This is a genomic window from Oxynema mangrovii CENA135 (assembly GCF_016632315.1).
Classification (GTDB): domain Bacteria; phylum Cyanobacteriota; class Cyanobacteriia; order Cyanobacteriales; family Laspinemataceae; genus Oxynema; species Oxynema aestuarii.
The window spans coordinates 894,867-912,960 of record NZ_JAEOXH010000003.1 but is presented as its reverse complement, the minus strand read 5'-3'; the positions used below and the strand labels follow the sequence as shown (position 1 = coordinate 912,960).

At 52.9% G+C, this 18,094-nt stretch carries 17 protein-coding genes and 1 pseudogene; 8 read left to right on the top strand and 10 right to left on the bottom strand.

Annotation, left to right across the window (positions count from 1 at the left end; genetic code table 11):
* Positions 1-35: 35 nt before the first annotated feature.
* A complete protein-coding gene (locus JJD41_RS23280) occupies positions 36-380 on the bottom strand; it encodes a YbaB/EbfC family nucleoid-associated protein (RefSeq protein ID WP_200670035.1) in 345 nt (114 codons plus the stop codon).
* A gap of 56 nt (positions 381-436) precedes the next feature.
* Between JJD41_RS23280 and JJD41_RS23275 the strand changes: the two genes are divergently transcribed.
* Positions 437-586 carry a hypothetical protein gene (locus tag JJD41_RS23275; protein WP_200670033.1) on the top strand — a complete coding sequence of 50 codons (150 nt, stop codon included), beginning with the start codon at positions 437-439 and terminating at the stop codon, positions 584-586.
* Here JJD41_RS23275 and murB read toward each other — a convergent pair.
* Together murB and murC are read right to left on the bottom strand one after the other, a co-directional pair.
* On the bottom strand, positions 551-1,552 hold the full coding sequence (murB, locus tag JJD41_RS23270) for a UDP-N-acetylmuramate dehydrogenase (protein ID WP_200670031.1): 1,002 nt from the start codon (positions 1,550-1,552) through the stop codon (positions 551-553). The genes JJD41_RS23275 and murB overlap by 36 nt on opposite strands.
* A 100-nt stretch (positions 1,553-1,652) precedes the next feature.
* Complete coding sequence (gene murC / locus JJD41_RS23265) at positions 1,653-3,209, bottom strand: UDP-N-acetylmuramate--L-alanine ligase (RefSeq protein WP_200670029.1); 1,557 nt, start codon at positions 3,207-3,209, stop codon at positions 1,653-1,655.
* 640 nt (positions 3,210-3,849) lie between these two features.
* Here murC and nadD point away from each other — a divergent pair.
* Together nadD and JJD41_RS23255 are read left to right on the top strand one after the other, a co-directional pair.
* Positions 3,850-4,491 carry a nicotinate (nicotinamide) nucleotide adenylyltransferase gene (gene nadD, locus JJD41_RS23260; protein WP_200670027.1) on the top strand — a complete coding sequence of 214 codons (642 nt, stop codon included), beginning with the start codon at positions 3,850-3,852 and terminating at the stop codon, positions 4,489-4,491.
* A 145-nt stretch (positions 4,492-4,636) separates the two neighbouring features.
* Positions 4,637-5,653: a type I glyceraldehyde-3-phosphate dehydrogenase gene (locus JJD41_RS23255; protein WP_200670025.1), complete on the top strand. Its 1,017-nt coding sequence runs from the start codon at positions 4,637-4,639 to the stop codon at positions 5,651-5,653.
* A 129-nt stretch (positions 5,654-5,782) separates the two neighbouring features.
* Here JJD41_RS23255 and thiL read toward each other — a convergent pair whose 3' ends face one another.
* The 3 genes from thiL to JJD41_RS23240 all read right to left on the bottom strand — a co-directional run bounded on the left by thiL (position 5,783) and on the right by JJD41_RS23240 (position 8,710).
* Entirely contained in the window at positions 5,783-6,820 is a 1,038-nt protein-coding gene (gene thiL, locus JJD41_RS23250; RefSeq protein ID WP_200670289.1) for a thiamine-phosphate kinase, read from the bottom strand.
* Positions 6,821-6,869: 49 nt separating this feature from the next.
* On the bottom strand, positions 6,870-7,178 hold the full coding sequence (locus JJD41_RS23245; protein ID WP_200670017.1) for a hypothetical protein: 309 nt from the start codon (positions 7,176-7,178) through the stop codon (positions 6,870-6,872).
* Between the two features lie 398 nt (positions 7,179-7,576).
* Complete coding sequence (locus tag JJD41_RS23240; protein WP_200670015.1) at positions 7,577-8,710, bottom strand: peptidylprolyl isomerase; 1,134 nt, start codon at positions 8,708-8,710, stop codon at positions 7,577-7,579.
* A 39-nt stretch (positions 8,711-8,749) separates the two neighbouring features.
* Here JJD41_RS23240 and JJD41_RS23235 point away from each other — a divergent pair, with 39 nt between their 5' ends.
* The 4 genes from JJD41_RS23235 (at position 8,750) to JJD41_RS23220 (ending at position 10,863) form a co-directional block, all read left to right on the top strand.
* Positions 8,750-8,965: a hypothetical protein gene (locus tag JJD41_RS23235; protein ID WP_234489081.1), complete on the top strand. Its 216-nt coding sequence runs from the start codon at positions 8,750-8,752 to the stop codon at positions 8,963-8,965.
* On the top strand, positions 8,966-9,523 hold the full coding sequence (gene efp / locus JJD41_RS23230; RefSeq protein ID WP_168571139.1) for an elongation factor P: 558 nt from the start codon (positions 8,966-8,968) through the stop codon (positions 9,521-9,523).
* Positions 9,524-9,727: 204 nt separating this feature from the next.
* Positions 9,728-10,264, top strand: a complete 537-nt coding sequence (gene accB, locus JJD41_RS23225) for an acetyl-CoA carboxylase biotin carboxyl carrier protein (protein WP_200669999.1) — start codon at positions 9,728-9,730, stop codon at positions 10,262-10,264.
* A 245-nt stretch (positions 10,265-10,509) separates the two neighbouring features.
* Positions 10,510-10,863: an ArsR/SmtB family transcription factor gene (locus JJD41_RS23220; protein ID WP_168571143.1), complete on the top strand. Its 354-nt coding sequence runs from the start codon at positions 10,510-10,512 to the stop codon at positions 10,861-10,863.
* A gap of 118 nt (positions 10,864-10,981) precedes the next feature.
* On the opposite strand, the gene JJD41_RS23215 is transcribed toward JJD41_RS23220, so the two are convergent.
* From JJD41_RS23215 to JJD41_RS23205, 3 genes are all read right to left on the bottom strand, one after another.
* Entirely contained in the window at positions 10,982-11,599 is a 618-nt protein-coding gene (locus JJD41_RS23215; RefSeq protein ID WP_200669997.1) for a GerMN domain-containing protein, read from the bottom strand.
* Between the two features lie 370 nt (positions 11,600-11,969).
* Positions 11,970-12,785, bottom strand: a complete 816-nt coding sequence (locus JJD41_RS23210) for an LmeA family phospholipid-binding protein (RefSeq protein ID WP_200669995.1) — start codon at positions 12,783-12,785, stop codon at positions 11,970-11,972.
* A 138-nt stretch (positions 12,786-12,923) separates the two neighbouring features.
* Positions 12,924-15,266: a HEAT repeat domain-containing protein gene (locus JJD41_RS23205; RefSeq protein WP_200669993.1), complete on the bottom strand. Its 2,343-nt coding sequence runs from the start codon at positions 15,264-15,266 to the stop codon at positions 12,924-12,926.
* Between the two features lie 696 nt (positions 15,267-15,962).
* On the opposite strand from JJD41_RS23205, the gene JJD41_RS23200 reads away from it, so the two are divergent.
* On the top strand, positions 15,963-16,541 hold the full coding sequence (locus tag JJD41_RS23200) for a Uma2 family endonuclease (protein ID WP_200669991.1): 579 nt from the start codon (positions 15,963-15,965) through the stop codon (positions 16,539-16,541).
* 311 nt (positions 16,542-16,852) lie between these two features.
* Here the strand turns inward: JJD41_RS23200 and JJD41_RS23195 are convergent.
* Positions 16,853-18,094: pseudogene (locus JJD41_RS23195) on the bottom strand (hypothetical protein); the annotation flags it as partial.

Sequence of the window (18,094 nt, the reverse complement as noted above, 5' to 3'; positions counted from 1 at the left end):
GAGTTCGGGAGCCGTTGGCGTAGGAAGGGGGTCGGTTACAGACCGGGGAGGTTCAAGCCTCCGGTCAGTTCTTCCATCCGTTCGCGCATGGTGGCGGTGGAGTTGTTGTAGGCGTCTTTCATCGCTGCGGTGACTAATTCGGAAACCACGTCGGCTCCTTCGCCGAGAGCATCCGGGGAAATCTCTACGCGACGCGGTTCTTGGTTGCCACTGAGAATGACTTTAACCAAACCTCCCCCGGCTTGGCCTTCGATTTCCATTTGGTCTAATTCTTCTTGGAGCTTTTTGGCACCTTCTTGCACCTGCTGAGCTTTTTTGAAAGCTTCAGTCAGTTCTTTCATTTTGCCGAGACTGAAGCCAAATCCCTGTCCTTTTGACATAACTGGTTGACTCTATTGTTTGATGGATTAGGTGAACAGCGACGATCGCTTTTCTGATGTTGAAGTTGTCCCTCAGTGTAGCGCGATCGGTATTTTCGATCCAACTCGATCGCGCCGTCGTCCCCCGAAGCGACCCCGACCCCCGGGGGGGATTGCCGGGCGGGCGATCGTTAGAATTCGCCGAGAATGCGAACTTCCGGTTCTAAATCCAAGGACCAATGTTGGGATACTTGGGTTTGAACGTGACGGATCAGCTCAAAAATTTGGCTCGCCGTCGCCCCCCCACAGTTGAGAATAAAATTGGCATGGCGTTCGGCAACTTGGGCTTGACCGACTTGATAGCCTTTGAGTCCGCTTTGTTCGATCAGCCACCCGGCCCCGGGAGACCCCTGGGGATTGCGGAAGACGCTGCCACAACTGGGCAAGTGGTAAGGCTGGGTGGATTTGCGAAGTTGGAGTTGTTCCCCGGTCGTGGCCAGGACTTTTTCCGGATCGGCGCCGGGATTGAGGGCGAAGGTCGCTTCGACCACGAGCAAATCGCTCCCTTGGAGGATCGAGGTTCGATAAGCATAACCGAGTCGATCCGGGGTCAGCACGCGGACGTTGCCCTGGGGATCCATGACGTGGGCGTTGACGAGGACGTTGGCGCAACAACTGCCGTGCGCTCCGGCATTCATGACCACGGCGCCGCCGACGGTGCCGGGAATACCGACCGCCCACTCGAACCCTTCCCAACCGAGTTGGGCCGCTTGCCATGCCAAGCGGGCTAGGGATTGGCCTGCGGCGACCCGCACGCGCCCGTTTTCCGGATCGAAGTGAGTTTTTCTTAAATGGCGAGTGGCGATCGTCAGACCCGACAGGCCGCGATCGCTGACGAGCAAGTTAGACCCCGCCCCCAAGAGGGTGATGGGTAGCCCTCGCTCCCGAGCCCAAGAAAAACTGGCTTTGATATCGTCGAGGGATCTGGGAGTGACAAACCACTCTGCCGGACCGCCTACGCGAAATGAAGTATAACTTGCCAAAGAAACATTTGCCTTTATCTCACAATTGCCACTTTCAAGTGGGATCGTGTAAGGGGAGCGTTGAGTTTCTCGCTGAAAATTCTCGGGCTTGGGGGAGACGACCGCCTCGGCTCTCGGGACGGCGCTAAGCTGCTCGTGGGAAAGTGTCATGATAGTAATGGTGCTTTTATGCTGGTAAACCTATGCCGAAAATTGGCTCAAACAGGGGTTTTGAACGCTGAAGAACTTCCCTCGTCCGTTCGCTTCCAATTTAGGCGCGATGGCGCGTAGCTTGCAAACCTTCTCGCTCCGTCTCTTGGTAGAATGCCATGACCTCCGGCACGATCTGGTTGAGATTCCCCGCTCCCAGAAACAAGACCAAATCTCCAGGAAGTAAGATTTCACACAAAAACTGACGAACTGCATCGAGGTTTTCTTGATAATGCACCCCAGGATGGTATTTGGCGATCGCCTCGGCAATTGTTACCCCATCGATCCCTTCAATTTTGGCTTCCCCCGCACTGTAAATATCAGTAACCACGACCAAATCGGCATCGCCAAACGCGGTGGCAAATTCCGATAAGAATTTCTGGGTGCGACTGTAACGGTGAGGTTGAAACACGGCAACCGTGCGTTGGCGATCGCCCGAGGACAAACTTTTGGTCTGCAGTTTAGCCGCATTGAGTGTAGCGCGGATTTCGCTGGGGTGGTGCGCGTAGTCGTCTACGAACTGAATGCTGTTATATTCGCCTTTCAACTCGAAACGACGAGCGGCTCCGGCAAACGTCGCGATCGCCGCCGCAATCTGAGAAAACTCCAATCCTAACAAACGTCCGAGCGCTACCGCCGCCAACGCATTACTCAAGTTATGGTGTCCCAACAACGGTAAGGAAAGCTGGCCGAGAATTTCACCTCGTTCCCAAACCCGAGCGGTAGTTCCGTCGGCTCGATAAGCGATACAATCGACAGTGTAATCCGCGCCCAAATCCAAATTGAGGCTGTAACTCACTGACGGTTGGAGCTGTTCGCGAACCGTCGGACAATCGATACAACCGATCGAAACCTCACAGCGCGTTTTAAACACTTTAAAAATCTCGACCACTTGATCGAGACTTTGATAGTGGTCGGGATGGTCGAGTTCGATATTAGTGACGATCCCGAATTTCGCCGACAACTTGGCCAACGAACCGTCCGATTCGTCGGCTTCGGCCACTAAATACGGGCTGTGTCCCAAGCGAGCATTCCCTTCCCACGTTTTCACTTCACCCCCGACCACAATCGTCGGATCGAGTCCGCATTGCAGGAGCAGGTGACCGATGAGCGAACTCGTCGTCGTTTTGCCGTGGGTTCCAGCAACGGCAATGCTGTCGTAATCGTCGATCAGAGCAGCTAACAAGTCAGAGCGATGGAAAATCGGACAGCCTAAATCTAAAGCGGCTCGATATTCGCTGTTGTTGGCGTCAATGGCGGTCGAACAGACAACTTGTGGCAGCAAAGAAGCCGAGTTAGACGGGGACTGACCGTTGACGGGTTGTGGGGTGGAGCGTTGACGCGCACGGTTACCCGGAATGCCCCCTCCGTTGACCCGTGCGGGTTCCGGGCGTTCTCCATTCAGTTTCTCGAAGAATAATAAATTGCTTGCATCTTGTCGCCAAAAAATATGAGCGCCATTGTCTTGCAAGCGCTGGGTGATATGACTCGATCGCAAGTCCGAGCCATATACAGGAACCTGACGCTTCGCTAAAATATAGGCGAGGGCTGACATTCCTATGCCACCAATTCCAATGAAATGGAAAGGTCTACCGCTAAAATCAACAGAACTCGGCATCTTAGCTCCTTACACACCACACCACGCCAATAACACGCGATATCATATCAAGAATTGTTTTTTCACGATACACTCGAAGGCCAAATCCCTTGCGAGCGCTCCAGAGCTTTCTGGAGATTGTAAAGTCAAATACATGGCTGTCACGGTCAATTCCTGACATTTTTTCTATCTGTGGACATTTTTTAACGCGATCGCTACCCAATTGTCCAGTAAGGCAACTTGGACTTGAATTTTTAGCTGTAGAGTCGTCCCTTTTGGGAGGCGCTCCCTGTTCCGTCGAAAGCCCTGGTAAAAAACGAATGGGTTGGCAGGCAAACGATCGGCAAAAATCGCGGCCACCAACACAAGAGTAACCCCAAAAATCAACTTCTCCCCGACTGTCCGAACGACCGTCCCTAGAGGATCTGAAATTAGTCCGCCCGAGATGGCTTTTTGACAACACTATACCCGCCAGAGGGCAGTTCGATCGCCAAAAATCAGCGACGGGTAAGAACGCTAAATCCCGGAAACAAGGGAGGCGGACAATCGAAACGTAGAGGGATTGTTTAAACTCTCGTACCGCCTTCAATCGCGATCGCCACAAATCGGGAGAATTTGTTGGAAAACAACTCATTGCCCTCTCTTGCACGGCAGCGTATCGATGCAAAAAATAGGTATTTTCGGCGGCACCTTCGATCCCGTCCATCGGGGTCACGCGATCGTGGCCGAGGCGGCATTGACGCAAGCTCAACTCGATGTAGTTCTATGGTTACCCGATCGCCGTCCGCCCCATCCGCTCAAAGTCTCGCCGTCGGCTTACGAACATCGTTGCAAGATGGTCGAATTGGCGATCGCCGATCGTCCTGAATTTGCTCTATTTTGCGATCCGAATGGGTCGAGTGCTTCCCACTCTTATGCCATTAACACCTTTCTCACCCTCTGCCGAACCTATCCGGATACCCGGTGGAGTTGGATTCTCGGCGCCGATGCTTTTGCCAAATTGCCCAAATGGTACCGCGCCCGAGACCTCGTCGATGCCTGTCGCTGGTTGGTCGCACCGCGCCCTCTCGTCCGCGATCGTGCGGAGAATTTCCCCGATCCCACCACCGATCTCGCCGAACGGGTGGCCGCCGAATTTAGCCGCCTCGGTCTGACCCTTCACTGGCAAATTTTAGACTTACCCGGAATTGCCGTTTCATCCACTGCAATTCGTCGATCGCGGCGCCAAGGGAATTGGCCGTGCGAGAGTCTGGCCGACGCCGTTAGAATCTATATTGAAAGCCAGAATCTCTACCGCCATTGAGCGATCGCCGTCGAACCACCACACTCCGACGGTCCAACCCTGAATATGAGCCAACCCTTGGAAACGAGTATCGAATCGTACAGCCTTTGCGATATGATCGGGTTCAACAATAGGCATTTTTAAGTAGACAAAGGGGCAAGACGCAGTGATTAGAGTAGCGATCAACGGTTTTGGACGCATCGGACGCAACTTCATGCGCTGCTGGCTAACCAGAACCAACAGTCAACTAGAAATAGTTGGAGTGAACGATACCTCTGACCCCAGAACGAACGCCCATCTTTTGAAATACGATTCGATGCTGGGGAAATTGGATGCTGAAATCAGTGCCGATGAAAATTCCATCACCGTAAACGGCAAGACGATTAAATGCGTTTCCGATCGCAATCCATTAAACTTGCCCTGGGCTGACTGGGGAGTTGATTTGGTGATCGAATCGACTGGCGTTTTTGTTACCGAAGAGGGAGCCTCCAAACACTTAGAGGCAGGCGCCAAAAAAGTTCTGATTACAGCTCCCGGTAAAGGGGGTAAAATTGGCACCTTTGTCATGGGAGTCAACCACGCCAATTACAAGCACGAAGATTTCAACGTCGTCAGTAATGCAAGCTGTACGACGAACTGTTTGGCTCCGGTGGTTAAAGTCATTCATGACAACTTTGGCATCATCAAAGGGACGATGACCACCACCCACAGTTACACGGGCGACCAACGCTTGCTCGATGCCAGCCACCGCGACGTGCGACGCGCTCGTGCTGCCGCGATCAACATCGTTCCGACCTCCACGGGAGCCGCTAAAGCCGTCTCTCTCGTGATTCCAGATATGGCGGGCAAACTCAATGGGATTGCCATGCGCGTTCCTACCCCCAATGTTTCCGTGGTCGATTTCGTCGCTCAAGTTGAGAAAAAGACCTTTGCCGAGCAGGTCAACGAAGTCCTGCACGAAGCGGCGAACGGTTCGCTCAACGGAATTTTGGAATACAGCGACGAACCGTTGGTCTCTTCGGACTACCGGGGACACGATGCGTCTTCGATCGTCGATTCCAGCTTGACGATGGTCATGGATGGCGATCTGGTCAAAGTTGTGGCTTGGTACGATAACGAATGGGGTTACAGCCAACGGGTGGTTGACTTGGCCGAATTAGTGGCTCAAAAGTGGAGCGCTTAAAGCTATAATCTTTTTTGAAAAGTGAGTGTTGAACTTTGAGTGATTTGCAAGAATCTTCAAGGTTCGTCACTCGCTTTTTCGTTGAAATTCTGGCTGTTGCAATTTCGATCGATGTTGCAATTTTCAGAGCTAAAAATGTTGGAATCCTCTCTTGAGGGTCAGTTCTTGTTCGCGACAGCTTCCAGGGATCCTCGTTAAGTAAACCCCAGGCTCCCGAGTGACTTCACCGACGATTCGCGCTTCGGCATCGAGACGAGAGAGGAGCGATCGCGCGATCGCCGGGGGCAGACAAAGGACGAGCTCGAAGTCTTCGCCACCGTAAAGTACCCAGTTGAGTGCCTGTTCCGGAGCCGCCAGTTGGCTGAGACTGTCGGGTTGGGGCAGTTGCGATCGCTCCAAGCGGGCGCCCGCGCCACTCGCTCGCGCAATTTGCACGATCGCATCGGCTAACCCGTCGCTGGTATCCATCGCCGCATAACTCCGGGTCTGGCTGTCGTGCTGGTTTTCGGCGATCGCCGCCCGTAAAGCTTCCCGAACGTCGAGACGCGGTTTCGGTCGCTGGTGCGCTCGAATCAAATCGGCGCGATCTTCCGCACTCAAAGCCTTTCCCCGGTCGGGATCGAGGAGCAGTTCCAAACCCGCCCGCGAGGCGCCGTGCCACCCCGTCACTACGATCGCATCCCCGGGACGGGCCGCGTCCCGCCGCCAGATCCGTGCGCCATCAGCTCGACCGAACGCCGTAATCGAGACCGTATTGACCGAGGAACGACAGACATCCCCTCCGGCGATCGCGGTTCGATAGCGATCGAGACAAGCGACCATCCCCCGATACAGTCCTTCAACCCAGCACAGACGGGTTTCTCCCGTGAGGGCGAGACCGACGGTAATCGCGATCGGAGTGGCTCCCATTGCCGCTAAATCGGATAAGTTGGCGGCGACGGCGCGCCATCCCGCATCTTCTGGGGAAGTGGTGCGATCGCTGAAATGAACCCCATCGACGAGTACGTCGGTGGTGACCACGAGGGAATCGCCCAAGTCTGGGGTCAGGGCGATCGTCGCCGCATCGTCACCGACTAAATCCGCCGGACAAAATTGATACAAACACTGTAAAATTCCTTGTTCGCCGAGATCGCGCACTCGCCGGACGCTGCGATCGTCATTCGCCATCAAACTCACCCTTGCTGTTGTTATTTTCAACCTTGATTTCGATCTTTCTTTATTCCAACGCCGAATCCGACGGACGCAATTTAGGAAAGCGATAGAACGGATCCCCATCGACATCGACTTCTAAGGTGGCTCCAAATGCTTTTGCTTGCCGTTCTAAATACGGTTTGGCGATGTCGGCATCCACTTGAGCGACGACGGACAATTGAATAGTAGAAATTCTACATTTCTCTCTTTCTAGTAGATGGTAAAATGCTTTTTCCAATCGCCGTTGATTTTCATTGGCGCGCAGGAGCGCGCTGACGATGAAAAATAGAATAGATGCGAAAATTACGAAGAAAAATAATTGAATAATGGCCATAATTTTTAAGATTATTTTAGTGTTCGTTCGCTTCGATCGCGAAATGTTGAAAACGAGGATCTATTGTTGACAATCTGTGGGGCGATCGTGCTTTCGCTTTTATTTTCAGTTTAACTTAACTTCAGTCAGTCTGCCTGGATGGCTGCGGGAGTTGGGCGATAGCTCAGGAAGCTAGCTCCACCCGTGGGAGATGACTCGAACATCCCGACCCTAAATGTAAACCCCTTATAACCCCCTATAACCCCCTATATTTCAAGATTTTTACCTACCCCAAGTTGGGAGCGCGATCGCCGATTTCATCTCTAAAATCTAAAATCTAAAATCTAAAATACCAAAAGGTCTAGACCGAAGACTGGCCCAGACCTTTTAGAGTTAAACGAAGTTAGAAAGAAATGCGCTTAGGGTTCGACCAAGTTTTCAGATCCTTCGATCGTTTTAGCTGAAATAATTTTATTTCCTTGCTTGAGTTCTTCTAAAATGTCTTCACCTTCGACGACATAACCGAAAACGGAATAACGACCGTCCAAAAGGTTGAAGCCTGGAGGAGTGAGTTCGCGATCGAACAAGAAGAAGAAGAATTGGGAAGAACCGCCATCGGGATCGATTTCCGGTCGGGCCATTGCGACGGCGCCATAAGCCGAGAAAGGTAAGACGGGATTCTCTTGATAGCGACCTGCTTGTTCTAAAGTGATGCCGTAGGTGGGTTGGTCGTCACCTCGGACTAAAATTTCTAAAGGAATATTGCGATATTCACCCGTTTTGGGATCGATAAAGCCCTCGTCGGGACCGGGGGGATCGCCCGTTTGCAGGACGTAGTTGCCTTCCGAGCGAATAAATTCGAGACCGTCGTAAAAGCCGCGTTGGACGAGATCGATAAAGTTTCCGGCGGTAACGGGGGCACTGTAGCCGTCAACGACGACGGTAATCGGACCTTTATCAGTTTCGATCGCCACGGTGGCGCGACCTTTAAGTTGGGGAAGATGGGCGTATTCTTCGGGAACTTCAAAAGGAAACCCGGTGACCATCATCTGTTCGAGTTGACCGACAGAGGCGAGGAGGCGATCGCGTGCTTCCTGAGTAGCGGGTCGATCTTTAACTTCGACAGCCGCTTCGAGGTCGCCGAGTCCCTGACGGAGTTGTTCGACCAGGGGTTTTGCTTGAGCTTGTCGGTCTTCGGGAATGCTGTCGAGGATATCCGAGGCGCGGGTATCGAGGGCCATCGAGATCCGACGGAGATCGGAGGAAATCGGCCCCCAACGTTTGCCGCGCAGTTGATAGGAAATATCTTCGAGGTTTTGTTGAATGTCGCGGATCGTATCGTTATCGATGGGTAAGGCGTAGCGCAAGAGCGCTTTCGCATCGGTGATCGCATCTCCTTGAGCGAGGCGGCTGGTGCGTCCGGAGTCGCCTCCGGATAAGTCCCACCATGCCGAACTCAGTCCGAGGGAGAGGCTGACCATCAGCAGGAGTACGACTGAGGTTTTCAGCCCAGTCCGTAGTAAATTTTTTATTTTTTTGCTCCAAAGAAGCATTGATTTATCCCTGACTCCTTGACACGGCATGAAATTATCTTGCCATATAGAGGGGTGGGTTTCTTGGACGCGCCGAGGGAGAAACCGTGGGATCTCGTGGGTTTTTGCGGACAATTAGAGGAGCGCAAGGGGTTGATGGGAGGGGCGATCGCGCGATCGCGACTCGTCGAATCGGTCGGGATCGATTTTGAATGGAAGGAGAAGACCTCCCTCGCGGTACAATTAGATGCCGATTGTTCTGCCCGAGAAAGATAGATGATTTCGAGTAATGACTTTCGCACTGGGGTCACGATTGAATTAGATGGTGCGGTCTGGCGGGTAGTTGAATTCCTTCACGTCAAACCCGGAAAAGGTTCTGCTTTCGTGCGCACGAAACTCAAAAATGTGCAAAGCGGGAGCGTTGTCGAGCGCACGTTCCGAGCTGGGGAAACCGTTCCTCAAGCGACGCTAGAAAAGCGCACGATGCAATATACCTATAAAGATGCGGATCAGTTCGTCTTTATGGATATGGAAACGTTTGAGGAAACACGCCTGCAAACCGAGCAAATCGGCGATCGCGTGAAGTATCTCAAGGAAGGGATGGACGTCAATGTCGTCCGTTGGGAAAGCCAGGTGCTGGAAGTCGAACTTCCGAATTCGGTCGTTTTGGAAGTGACCGAAACCGAACCCGGAGTTAAAGGCGATACAGCGACTGGCGGGAACAAACCCGCGATCGTCGAAACAGGCGCCCAGGTGATGGTTCCCCTGTTTATTTCGATTGGAGAACGCATCAAAATCGATACTCGCAACGACACTTATCTAGGTCGCGAATAAACCGAAGCGCCAGCTCTCCACTTCAACAGCCCCTCATGGTGACGAGTCGGGAGTGCATTACTCCCAGACGCGCTCGACGACGGGGCTTTGAATTTCTCAAGCACTGCGCGATCTTTCTCGGCGCCAACCGAGAAAGATATTTTAAAGCAGCCGAGCGATCTGCTGGGTTTGCTTTCATGCTGATTTAACGGGATCGAAAACACTGTGGTATTTGACTTCAGTCAACTGTGCGAACTGCTCGCAACGGTCGATCGGACCGATATTTCCGAACTGATTTTAAAAAGTGATGATTTTGAGCTGACCGTGCGTAAAGGCCCCCTCGGGGGAACGGTTGCCGCTTCGGGGGCACCCACTCCGGCGGTGGAGGTCTCGGGATTGGCGACGGGTGAAGGCACGCCGAGCGCTCCCGTCGCGCCCGCCCCCGCGACTCCCGCCACCCCTGCGCCCACTCCGTCGCCGACTCCCGCTTCGCCACCGCCGACGCCGAACGATCGCCAGTGGGTGGAGATTGCTTCGCCGATGGTGGGTACGTTTTATCGCGCCCCCGCACCGGACGAACCGCCGTTTGTGTCGGTGGGCGATCGCATCAGTGTCGGTCAAAGCGTCTGTATTATCGAGGCGATGAAACTGATGAACGAACTGGAAGCGGAGGTCTCCGGACAGGTGATGGAAATCTTAGTCGAAAACGGAGAATCCGTCGAATACGGTCAAGTGTTGATGCGGGTCAATCCCGAGGGCTAAACGTGGTGTCGCCCGGGGATGGGGGGATAACCCTTGAGGCTCGGGGGTTTCGTCTGGGGAGGCGATCGCCCGGTGCCACTTGTCGTTCGCTTCTCGGTACGGGCTCGATTCGGACGAGAGGCGATTCTCCTTTGGAGACCCTAGGCGATCGCCCCTGCCCGACAAGGTTTTGCTTTAATCACTCTATTGTCATAAACCTTTTAACTGTTAAGATAGTTAGATCGGTCATTTCAGGTTAATTTCCCATGAAAATCGCGCAACCTGTTCCCCAAGAAGTCGTACAGTACGTTGCGGACTACTTTAGTATCTTGAGCGAGCCGATGCGCTTAAAGCTCTTAAATCTCTTACGTGACGGTGAAAAATGCGTTCAAGAACTCGTCGAAGCGACCGATACCAGTCAGGCGAATGTCTCCAAACACCTCAAAGTGATGTTGCAAGCGGGGATCCTCAGCCGTCGGAGTGAAGGCACTTCTGCTTACTACCGCGTCGAGGATCCCCTGATTTTTGACCTGTGTAATTTGGTGTGCGATCGCCTCGCCGCCCGCATCGAAGAACAAGCCCGTCAATTCCGAGCCTTAAGTTTCACGAGCAAAAAGTAACGTCTCTGGAGAGATTGGCCTCTGTCTGGATGGGGAAACCCAAACAGATAAGCCGACTTGTCGAAAGAGAAAAAATAGTGATGTTGAGAATCCCCGTCTCTTGAGAGCGGGGAGGACGTCAAAGCGAAAACTCTCGATCGAAAATCTCCCGGGTGATCGGTTGGGGAATTTCCAATCCTTCACCGCCGAGCAGTTCTAAGGGTTCTCCGCCGACAGAAATCCACACGGGAGCATTGGGATTTAAACTGGTGGCCGTGTAAACAATTTGTCCCAAGCGACCCATCATCGAACTACTGCCGCCCCCACTGGTAAATTCAGCAGACAAATCGACGAAGACTCCGTTGTCTTTAACGCTAATGCCGAGTAACTTCGTTTCCGGCGGGATGGCGCTGAACCCTCGAACTTCACCGGATTGAGAAAATAAACGCTCGAAAGCGGCTCTCAACAAGGCGTCGGGTTCGGCAGAGGCTTCTACGGAAACCGGGGTCGATTCGAGCTGAAACTCGGTTCCCGTATCTTTGAGCAAATAAATTTCTACCTTTTGCGCTTCAGTCGTTAGGGTCGCGGGGGTCTCGGTTTGCGGTGCGACGGTGGCGGTGGGACTGGGGTCGGGGGTTGCAGAGGGTTGCGATTTGAGAACCCACCAAGCCGTAGCACCCCCTGCCGCGATCGCGACAGTGGCACCGAGGGCGACAATCCCGACGGGAATGCGGCGCGTGTTTGGTTGGTTTTGCATGATATCAATGTCTCCTTTTGGATTCGAGAATAGTCGATCTCAATCGGGCGATCGCGGGGCGAAACCCGAACCGGATAAGGTTGGGCGCGCCGTCCCCCTCGGTTGCTCGCGCTCAACCCCGTTCGCTCGGCGACTCCGAAAGAGTCAGGAGGATCGCGACGGTCGGATCTGCGATCCCCTCGACTAAAAAACAGGAATAAATCTACAAACCTGCCGATGTTGGAGGCCGTGACTGCCCCCGGGTCAACCCGGAACGGGACAAAAGCAAGATCGATATTGTCCCGGTGTTTTCGAGGTGATGCCTCGCCATGACAACCCTTTCAAAACTACAACCAATTCCCCCGAATTTCCAGAAAAGCGACGATCGCCCTCACGGCGAGACGGGTGCACTGGCATCTTGAATTTTGATAAATCCCGCGACTTCGATCGCCTCGTCGGTCATCGAAAATTTCAAAATCCGGGCGAGTAAGCCCCGGTCTTCATATTGTTGCAAGTTTGCACGTTCTCTAACCGCTTTGGCAATCAATTCGATCGCCTTCGGGGGCAATTCGCGATCGCCGAGTGAGATCTTGGGTTCGACCAGTTCGAGGCGATGTCCGGAAATTACCGCTAAACCGGAATTGACCCGAACCTGCAAACTTTCCCCATCGCGACGATCGCGGATTTCTACTTGGAAGGCGAGGCGATCGTTGCCGAGGAAGTCCAATCGCGGGTTGACGACTTCGTAGCGATCGCCCTGGGCTTCGGCGGGGGTTCCTTCGGCGATTTGTTCGCCCACGACGCCAACTTGTTCGAGAAAGGCGGGGGACTGAATAAAGCGATTGAGGTCGGCTTCCGTCAAGACCAGACGCACGGCCCCTTGAAGGGGTTCGCGCAAAAAGAGCGGTAACGATTCGCTTCCTTCTTCGCGCAGGCGATCGAGGTCTACGTTGAGGCGATCGGTTTCCAACTCTAATGTATCGATCCGCAAGTCGGGAGTGAGATACAATCCGCGCCCCGCCACCCGCAGGCGATCGATCTTGCCCCCAAACCAAAGGTAGTTAGGGGAATTGTCCATGCGAACGGTCAAATTGTCGGCAGAATGAAGGCCGGAAAGAACGGCTTTCTCGGCTGCGGTATCGAACACGGTGCCGACGGGAGAACCGAGGCCGAGCAGTCCGGCGAGTACGATCGTGAGAAATTCCATAGTTGGGGGAGGTTGTGGGACGCAGGAGTCAAGAGGGGGGAGGGGGTAGAAAGTTTGTGGTGCGGGTGTCTTGCCCGCTTTCCCAGAAACGAGTCTCTATCGAAAATTAGAAAATTAGAAAATCTGAAAATCTACAATCTACAATCCCCACTCTCCTACAATTTTTTCGGCAAACTGGCGAACTGCAGGATCGGTATCTTGGGTCTGGCGATCGCGCAAAAGTTGCACGGTTTCGGGACGATCGCCATAGCGATCGCACAAACATTCTAAAGCAGTTTGTCGGGGATTGAGTTTGCCATCTTCCGGCGATTTAAACGGGTCTTGGGTGGCGCGATCGCGCAGAAATTCAAATAATAAACCCTCGTCAGTCATGCCTCGGGCGAGATATTGAAGGGCCGCATGACGGACGAAGGAATCTTCATCTCTAATGGCCCGTTCTTTGAGAAGGGCGATGGTTTCTGGCAGTTCGATCCAGCCGCGAAACAGTTCTTTAATCGCGGCCAAACGAACGGCCCAATTTTCATCGGATCCGGCACAGTTTTTGAGGAGTGAAAATGTTTCCGAATCGTCAAACCATCCGGCAGCGAGTTCTTGCAACGCCACGATCCGCACGTCCCAATGGGGATCGGACTCGACCCGCTCTTGCAGTAAGGTGAGGGTTTCCGGGCGACCGTAATATCCGGTGGCGAGTTCGCTGAGGGCGGCCATTTTGACATCGGAACTGGGGTCTTCGACGGCCAAAGTTTCGAGGGTTTCGATGGTATCGGTTTCGCCTTTCCACCCTTTGACGAGTTCGTGAAGGGCGGCTTCGCGCACTTGCCAAGAGCGATCGCCGCTGGTGGTACGTTGCAGGAGGCTGAGGGTTTCCGGGCGATCGAACCATCCGGTGACCAGTTGCTCGACGGCGGCGATGCGCACCTGCCAATCGGCATCGGTTTGGGTGCGATCGCCCAGCCAGGGGGCGGTGTCGGGGCGATCGCACCCTTGGGCGGCCACGGCTTGCACGGCGCTGACGCGCACTTGCCAGATGTCTTCGGCGATCGCGCGCTGTTTGAGCCAGTCGAGGCGATCTCCGGGGGTGATTCTCATACGGGCGATCTCCTCGATCGCCCGTCGGCGCACGTGCCAATCGACATCGGTGGTGGCGATTTCGCGCAGTAATGTTTCGACCTTTGCTTCGGTTTCCGGTCGATTGAGCCATTCGGCGGCCAGTTCGCGGACGATGCTGCGACGCACGCGCCAATCGGCATCTTCCCGGGCGAGGGTTTGGAGGACGGACAGGGTTTCGGGGCGATCGGGGTAGGTGTGGGCGAGTTCGCGGGCCGCCGTTTCGCGCACGTCCGGTTCGCGATCGCCCGTGGCGAGGGTTTGCAGGAGGGAGAAGGTGTCGCGATCGTCTCGATAATGTTGGGCGAGGGCTTCGACGGCGGCTTCGCGTACCAACCAGTCGCGATCGTCTTTAATCAGGGTTTTGAGTAAGGGTTCGGTGGCCGAATTTTTGGGGGCGTAGGTGGCCAGTCCGCGCAGGGCACTGGCGCGGGTAATGTCGGAACCGGGGGTTTTGGCGAGGGTTTCGAGCCACTGGAGGGTGTCGGGATCGCGGTTCCAGCCTCGGGCGATTTCGTCTACGGCGCTCATGCGGATCGAGTCGTAGGCGTCGGACTGGGCGAGGGTTTGCAGCCAGTGGAGGGTGTCGGGATCTTGGGGAGAGAGGTTGGCGATCGCGCTGACGGCTTTGAGGGCGATCGGGAAGTGACGGTCGGCGTCGCGGCGATCGCGTAGGGACGCCGAAGGCAGATCGCACAACTGCCGGAGGCGATCGCGCACGGTGGCGGTGAGGGGAGCCATTTCGGCGCGATCGCCGCGACTGGCGAGGCAGGTGGCGGCGAGAAACAGGTTGAGGAAATTGGCGTTTTTGCCGTCGAGGTGGAGTAAATAGTCGATCAGTTCGCCAGCCAGTTCGCGATCGGCGATCGCCACAATTTCCACGAGGATTTCGTGCCAGGTTTCGTCAAACCAGCGTTCGCCAAAAATGCGGGTTTTGAGGGTTTCGCGGGTTAAACTGTCTTGCGCGTCGGGACTTTCGAGGCGCTGGCAGACGGATTGGGCGTAGGCGAGCGCTTTCACTTTTTGCAAGTAAGCGCGAGCCAGATCGGACCAACTCCACAGATCCGGCAACGGCGGTAAGTGCAGGTCCGCCCAGGATCGGGGAAAAATTTCGAGTTCCAGGGTCGAGCTTTGCGGCGTGAAGGCCGAGAGTAAGGTGGTTTTGACCGACGGGCGATCGAGAAATCTTTGGAACGGTTCGCGATATTGGGCGATCGCCCCCGCCTCCAGCCCCGCATCCTCTAACTCCAACTGCACTAAGTGCAGAAAAATCGTGAAAGCTGCTTTGAGATTTTCCGGTTCCTCTACCCCCACTGTCGGCGGGTCGAGGAGAGGTTGAAACGTCAAACTGACAGCGTTGGCTACTCCCTGCATCGGTGCTTACTCCGCGATCGTCCTCTGCTCATCCGAGTATAGCCCCTCGTCCCCTTCGTGTCGCTATTCGAGCCAGCCCGAACCCCGTACCCCGGACATCCTACCCACCTCCCCGACCTGCCAGTAATTCAGTCACGGGGCGATCGTGATTCCACCGCTTCCTACCTTGGCGAAAATAACCGCTTTAAAATATAGCTATCCTCTCTAAGTTGTTTCATCCAGCGATCGTCAGGAATCCCTGTAGGGACACAGAATTGCCGTATTCCTAAAACTCATCAATTTTACAACAACATTCGTGATGGCCATCTAAGAGACTTTTTATCAAGAAAATATCAAAGAATCTAGGGGTTTAGTCACCAAACCCCTACAGGACTCTCAAACATGACTTTTAATGTTTGTTTTATCGACAATCTCTAAGAGAAATACAGCATTTTCCTCTGCTCTGCAAGACATTTAGATCCCCCTAAATCCCCCTTAAAAAGGGTGACTGTCCTCGTCCTCCCTAAACCCCCCTTAAAAAGGGTGACTTTCCTCATTCCCCCTAAACCTTAAAAAGGGACACTTTCCTCATTCCCCCTAAACCTTAAAAAGGGACACTTTCCTCATTCCCCCCTTACTAAGGGGGGTTAGGGGGGATCCGCACTGTACCTTATCAGACGCCAGAGTGCTGTAACTTAAAATCACCTCAAAACAAAAATGAATACAATTACAATTGATTTAAATTCAATCACCCCAATTGATGACGAACAATTTTATCAACTTTGTCGCGCCAATCCCGAACTCAAATTTGAACGCAACGCCAATGGAGAAATCCTCATCATGTCGCCGACCGGAGGAGAAACGGGGAATTGCAATGCAGAATTATTAATCGAATTTGGCATTTGGAACCGCCAAACCCAATTAGGGAAGTTATTCGATTCTTCCACCTGTTTTAAATTGCCCAATGGCGCCAACCGTTCTCCCGATTTGGCCTGGATAAAATTAGAGCGATGGGAAGGACTGACAGCGCCAGAAAAAGAGAAATTTCCACCCCTTGCACCGGATTTTGTCTTGGAGTTGAAGTCGCCCACCGACCGCCTCAGCACTTTACAGGCTAAACTCGAAGAATATATCGAAAATGGGGTGAAATTGGCTTGGTTAATCGACCGAGAAACCCATCGCGTCGAGGTCTATCGACCGGGACAGGATAAACAAGTTTTTGAGAAACCAGCCACTTTATCTGGAGAAGAAATTTTACCCGGTTTTGTTTTATCTTTTGAGAAAATTTGGAAATAGTTATTAACTATACAGCACTCGGGTGTCTGATGAGGTATGGTTTTTATCCCCCCTAACCCCCCTTAGAAAGGGGGGAACGAGGGAGAAAAATACTGTAGTTATCCTATGCGAGTAGTGACCTTGATTTCCAACTATTTTAGGATGGCTCTATAAACCTCTAGAAAACTTACCAAAAGTTACTCTTTTAAAAGAGATTTGGGGTGATTTTCCCTCATAATGCAAGAGCGATAAGCAAGAAACCCGGTGTCTCCAGATTGTAACTGCAAGTAAGTAAAAGACCGGAAACAATCGTCATCGCAATTTGAAAAGAATCATTCATCTAACAAACGTTGTAACTCCTGTTCCGGAAATGGATTTTTCTTGTTTTCGAGGTAATAAATCCATACTTTTCGCCAGAACTGTGCTGAGTTGTCATCGGTCGAGTCGAGAAATGCTTGGAAATCTTGTATAGCCCCTTCGGTGTTGCCCGTCAGCGCTCTCGCCAAACCGCGACTATCTTTATAGTCAGCATTTTCTGGTTCTAAAGTGACTGCTGTGTCACAAGCAAACAGCACCTCAGCCGCGTGACCTCGGAGCGCACCAGAACGACAAAGGGTATTCCAAGAACTAGCCTGTTCTACATTCGGATCGAGGTTTTGAGCTTCTTTAAACAAGGCAAGTGCTTCATCGATTTTTCCCTTTTCTGCTAATGATTCGCCTTCCTTGAATTTTTCAATGGTAGCCAAGTAGCGAACAGCTATTTCGAGCTGTTTATATTGTTCATCACTGTTGTCGAAAATTAGATCGATATCCGGATTGAGGTTCTGTGCTTCTTTAAATTTGGCAATCGCTTTATCGAGTTGCCCCTCTTTCACTAATTTAGTTCCTTCTTCATGTTTTTTATCAGCCGCGAATCGCTTGGCAACTATTTCTGCATCTGTCTCTACTTTTTGGGTATACGGAATCAGATCGATATCGGGGTCGAGATTTTGGGCTTCTTTAAATGTGGCAATGGCTTCGTCGAGGTTTCCCTCGTTGGCTAACGTGGTTGCTTCCCCACGTTTTTTCACAGCAGCAAATTGATTGGCAAATTGATTGGCCACTATTTCTGCATCTGTCTCTACTTCTTCAGTATCAGGATTGAGATCGAGATTAGGGTCGAGATTTTGGGCTTCTTTAAATTTGGCAATGGCTTCATGCCTTTTTCCTTGGAGCGCCAAATTTTGCGCTTGTTTGACTAAGGCCGGCGCTGCTTTTTGGTGAGAATCGAAAGTTAATTTTGGATCCCACTGTTTTGCTCGATCGAATTTGGCAATTGCTTCCTCAAACCGACCGGATTGTACGAGTTGTTCGGCTTGCTCGACCACTGAGGGAGCCGCCTCTTTCAAGCGCTCGGGAGTCTGGCACACTCGCAACTCGCTTAGAGTATCCGGATGGCTGGTGTTGTAGTCCTCCAGCCAAGTGCAACTGTGTTCAATTAGATCTGCCAAATCGAAATTCCACAACTTCACCGTGTTGTCCCTACTGGCGGAGGCGAGGGTTTGGCCGTCGGGGCTGAAGGCCACTGCGGTAAC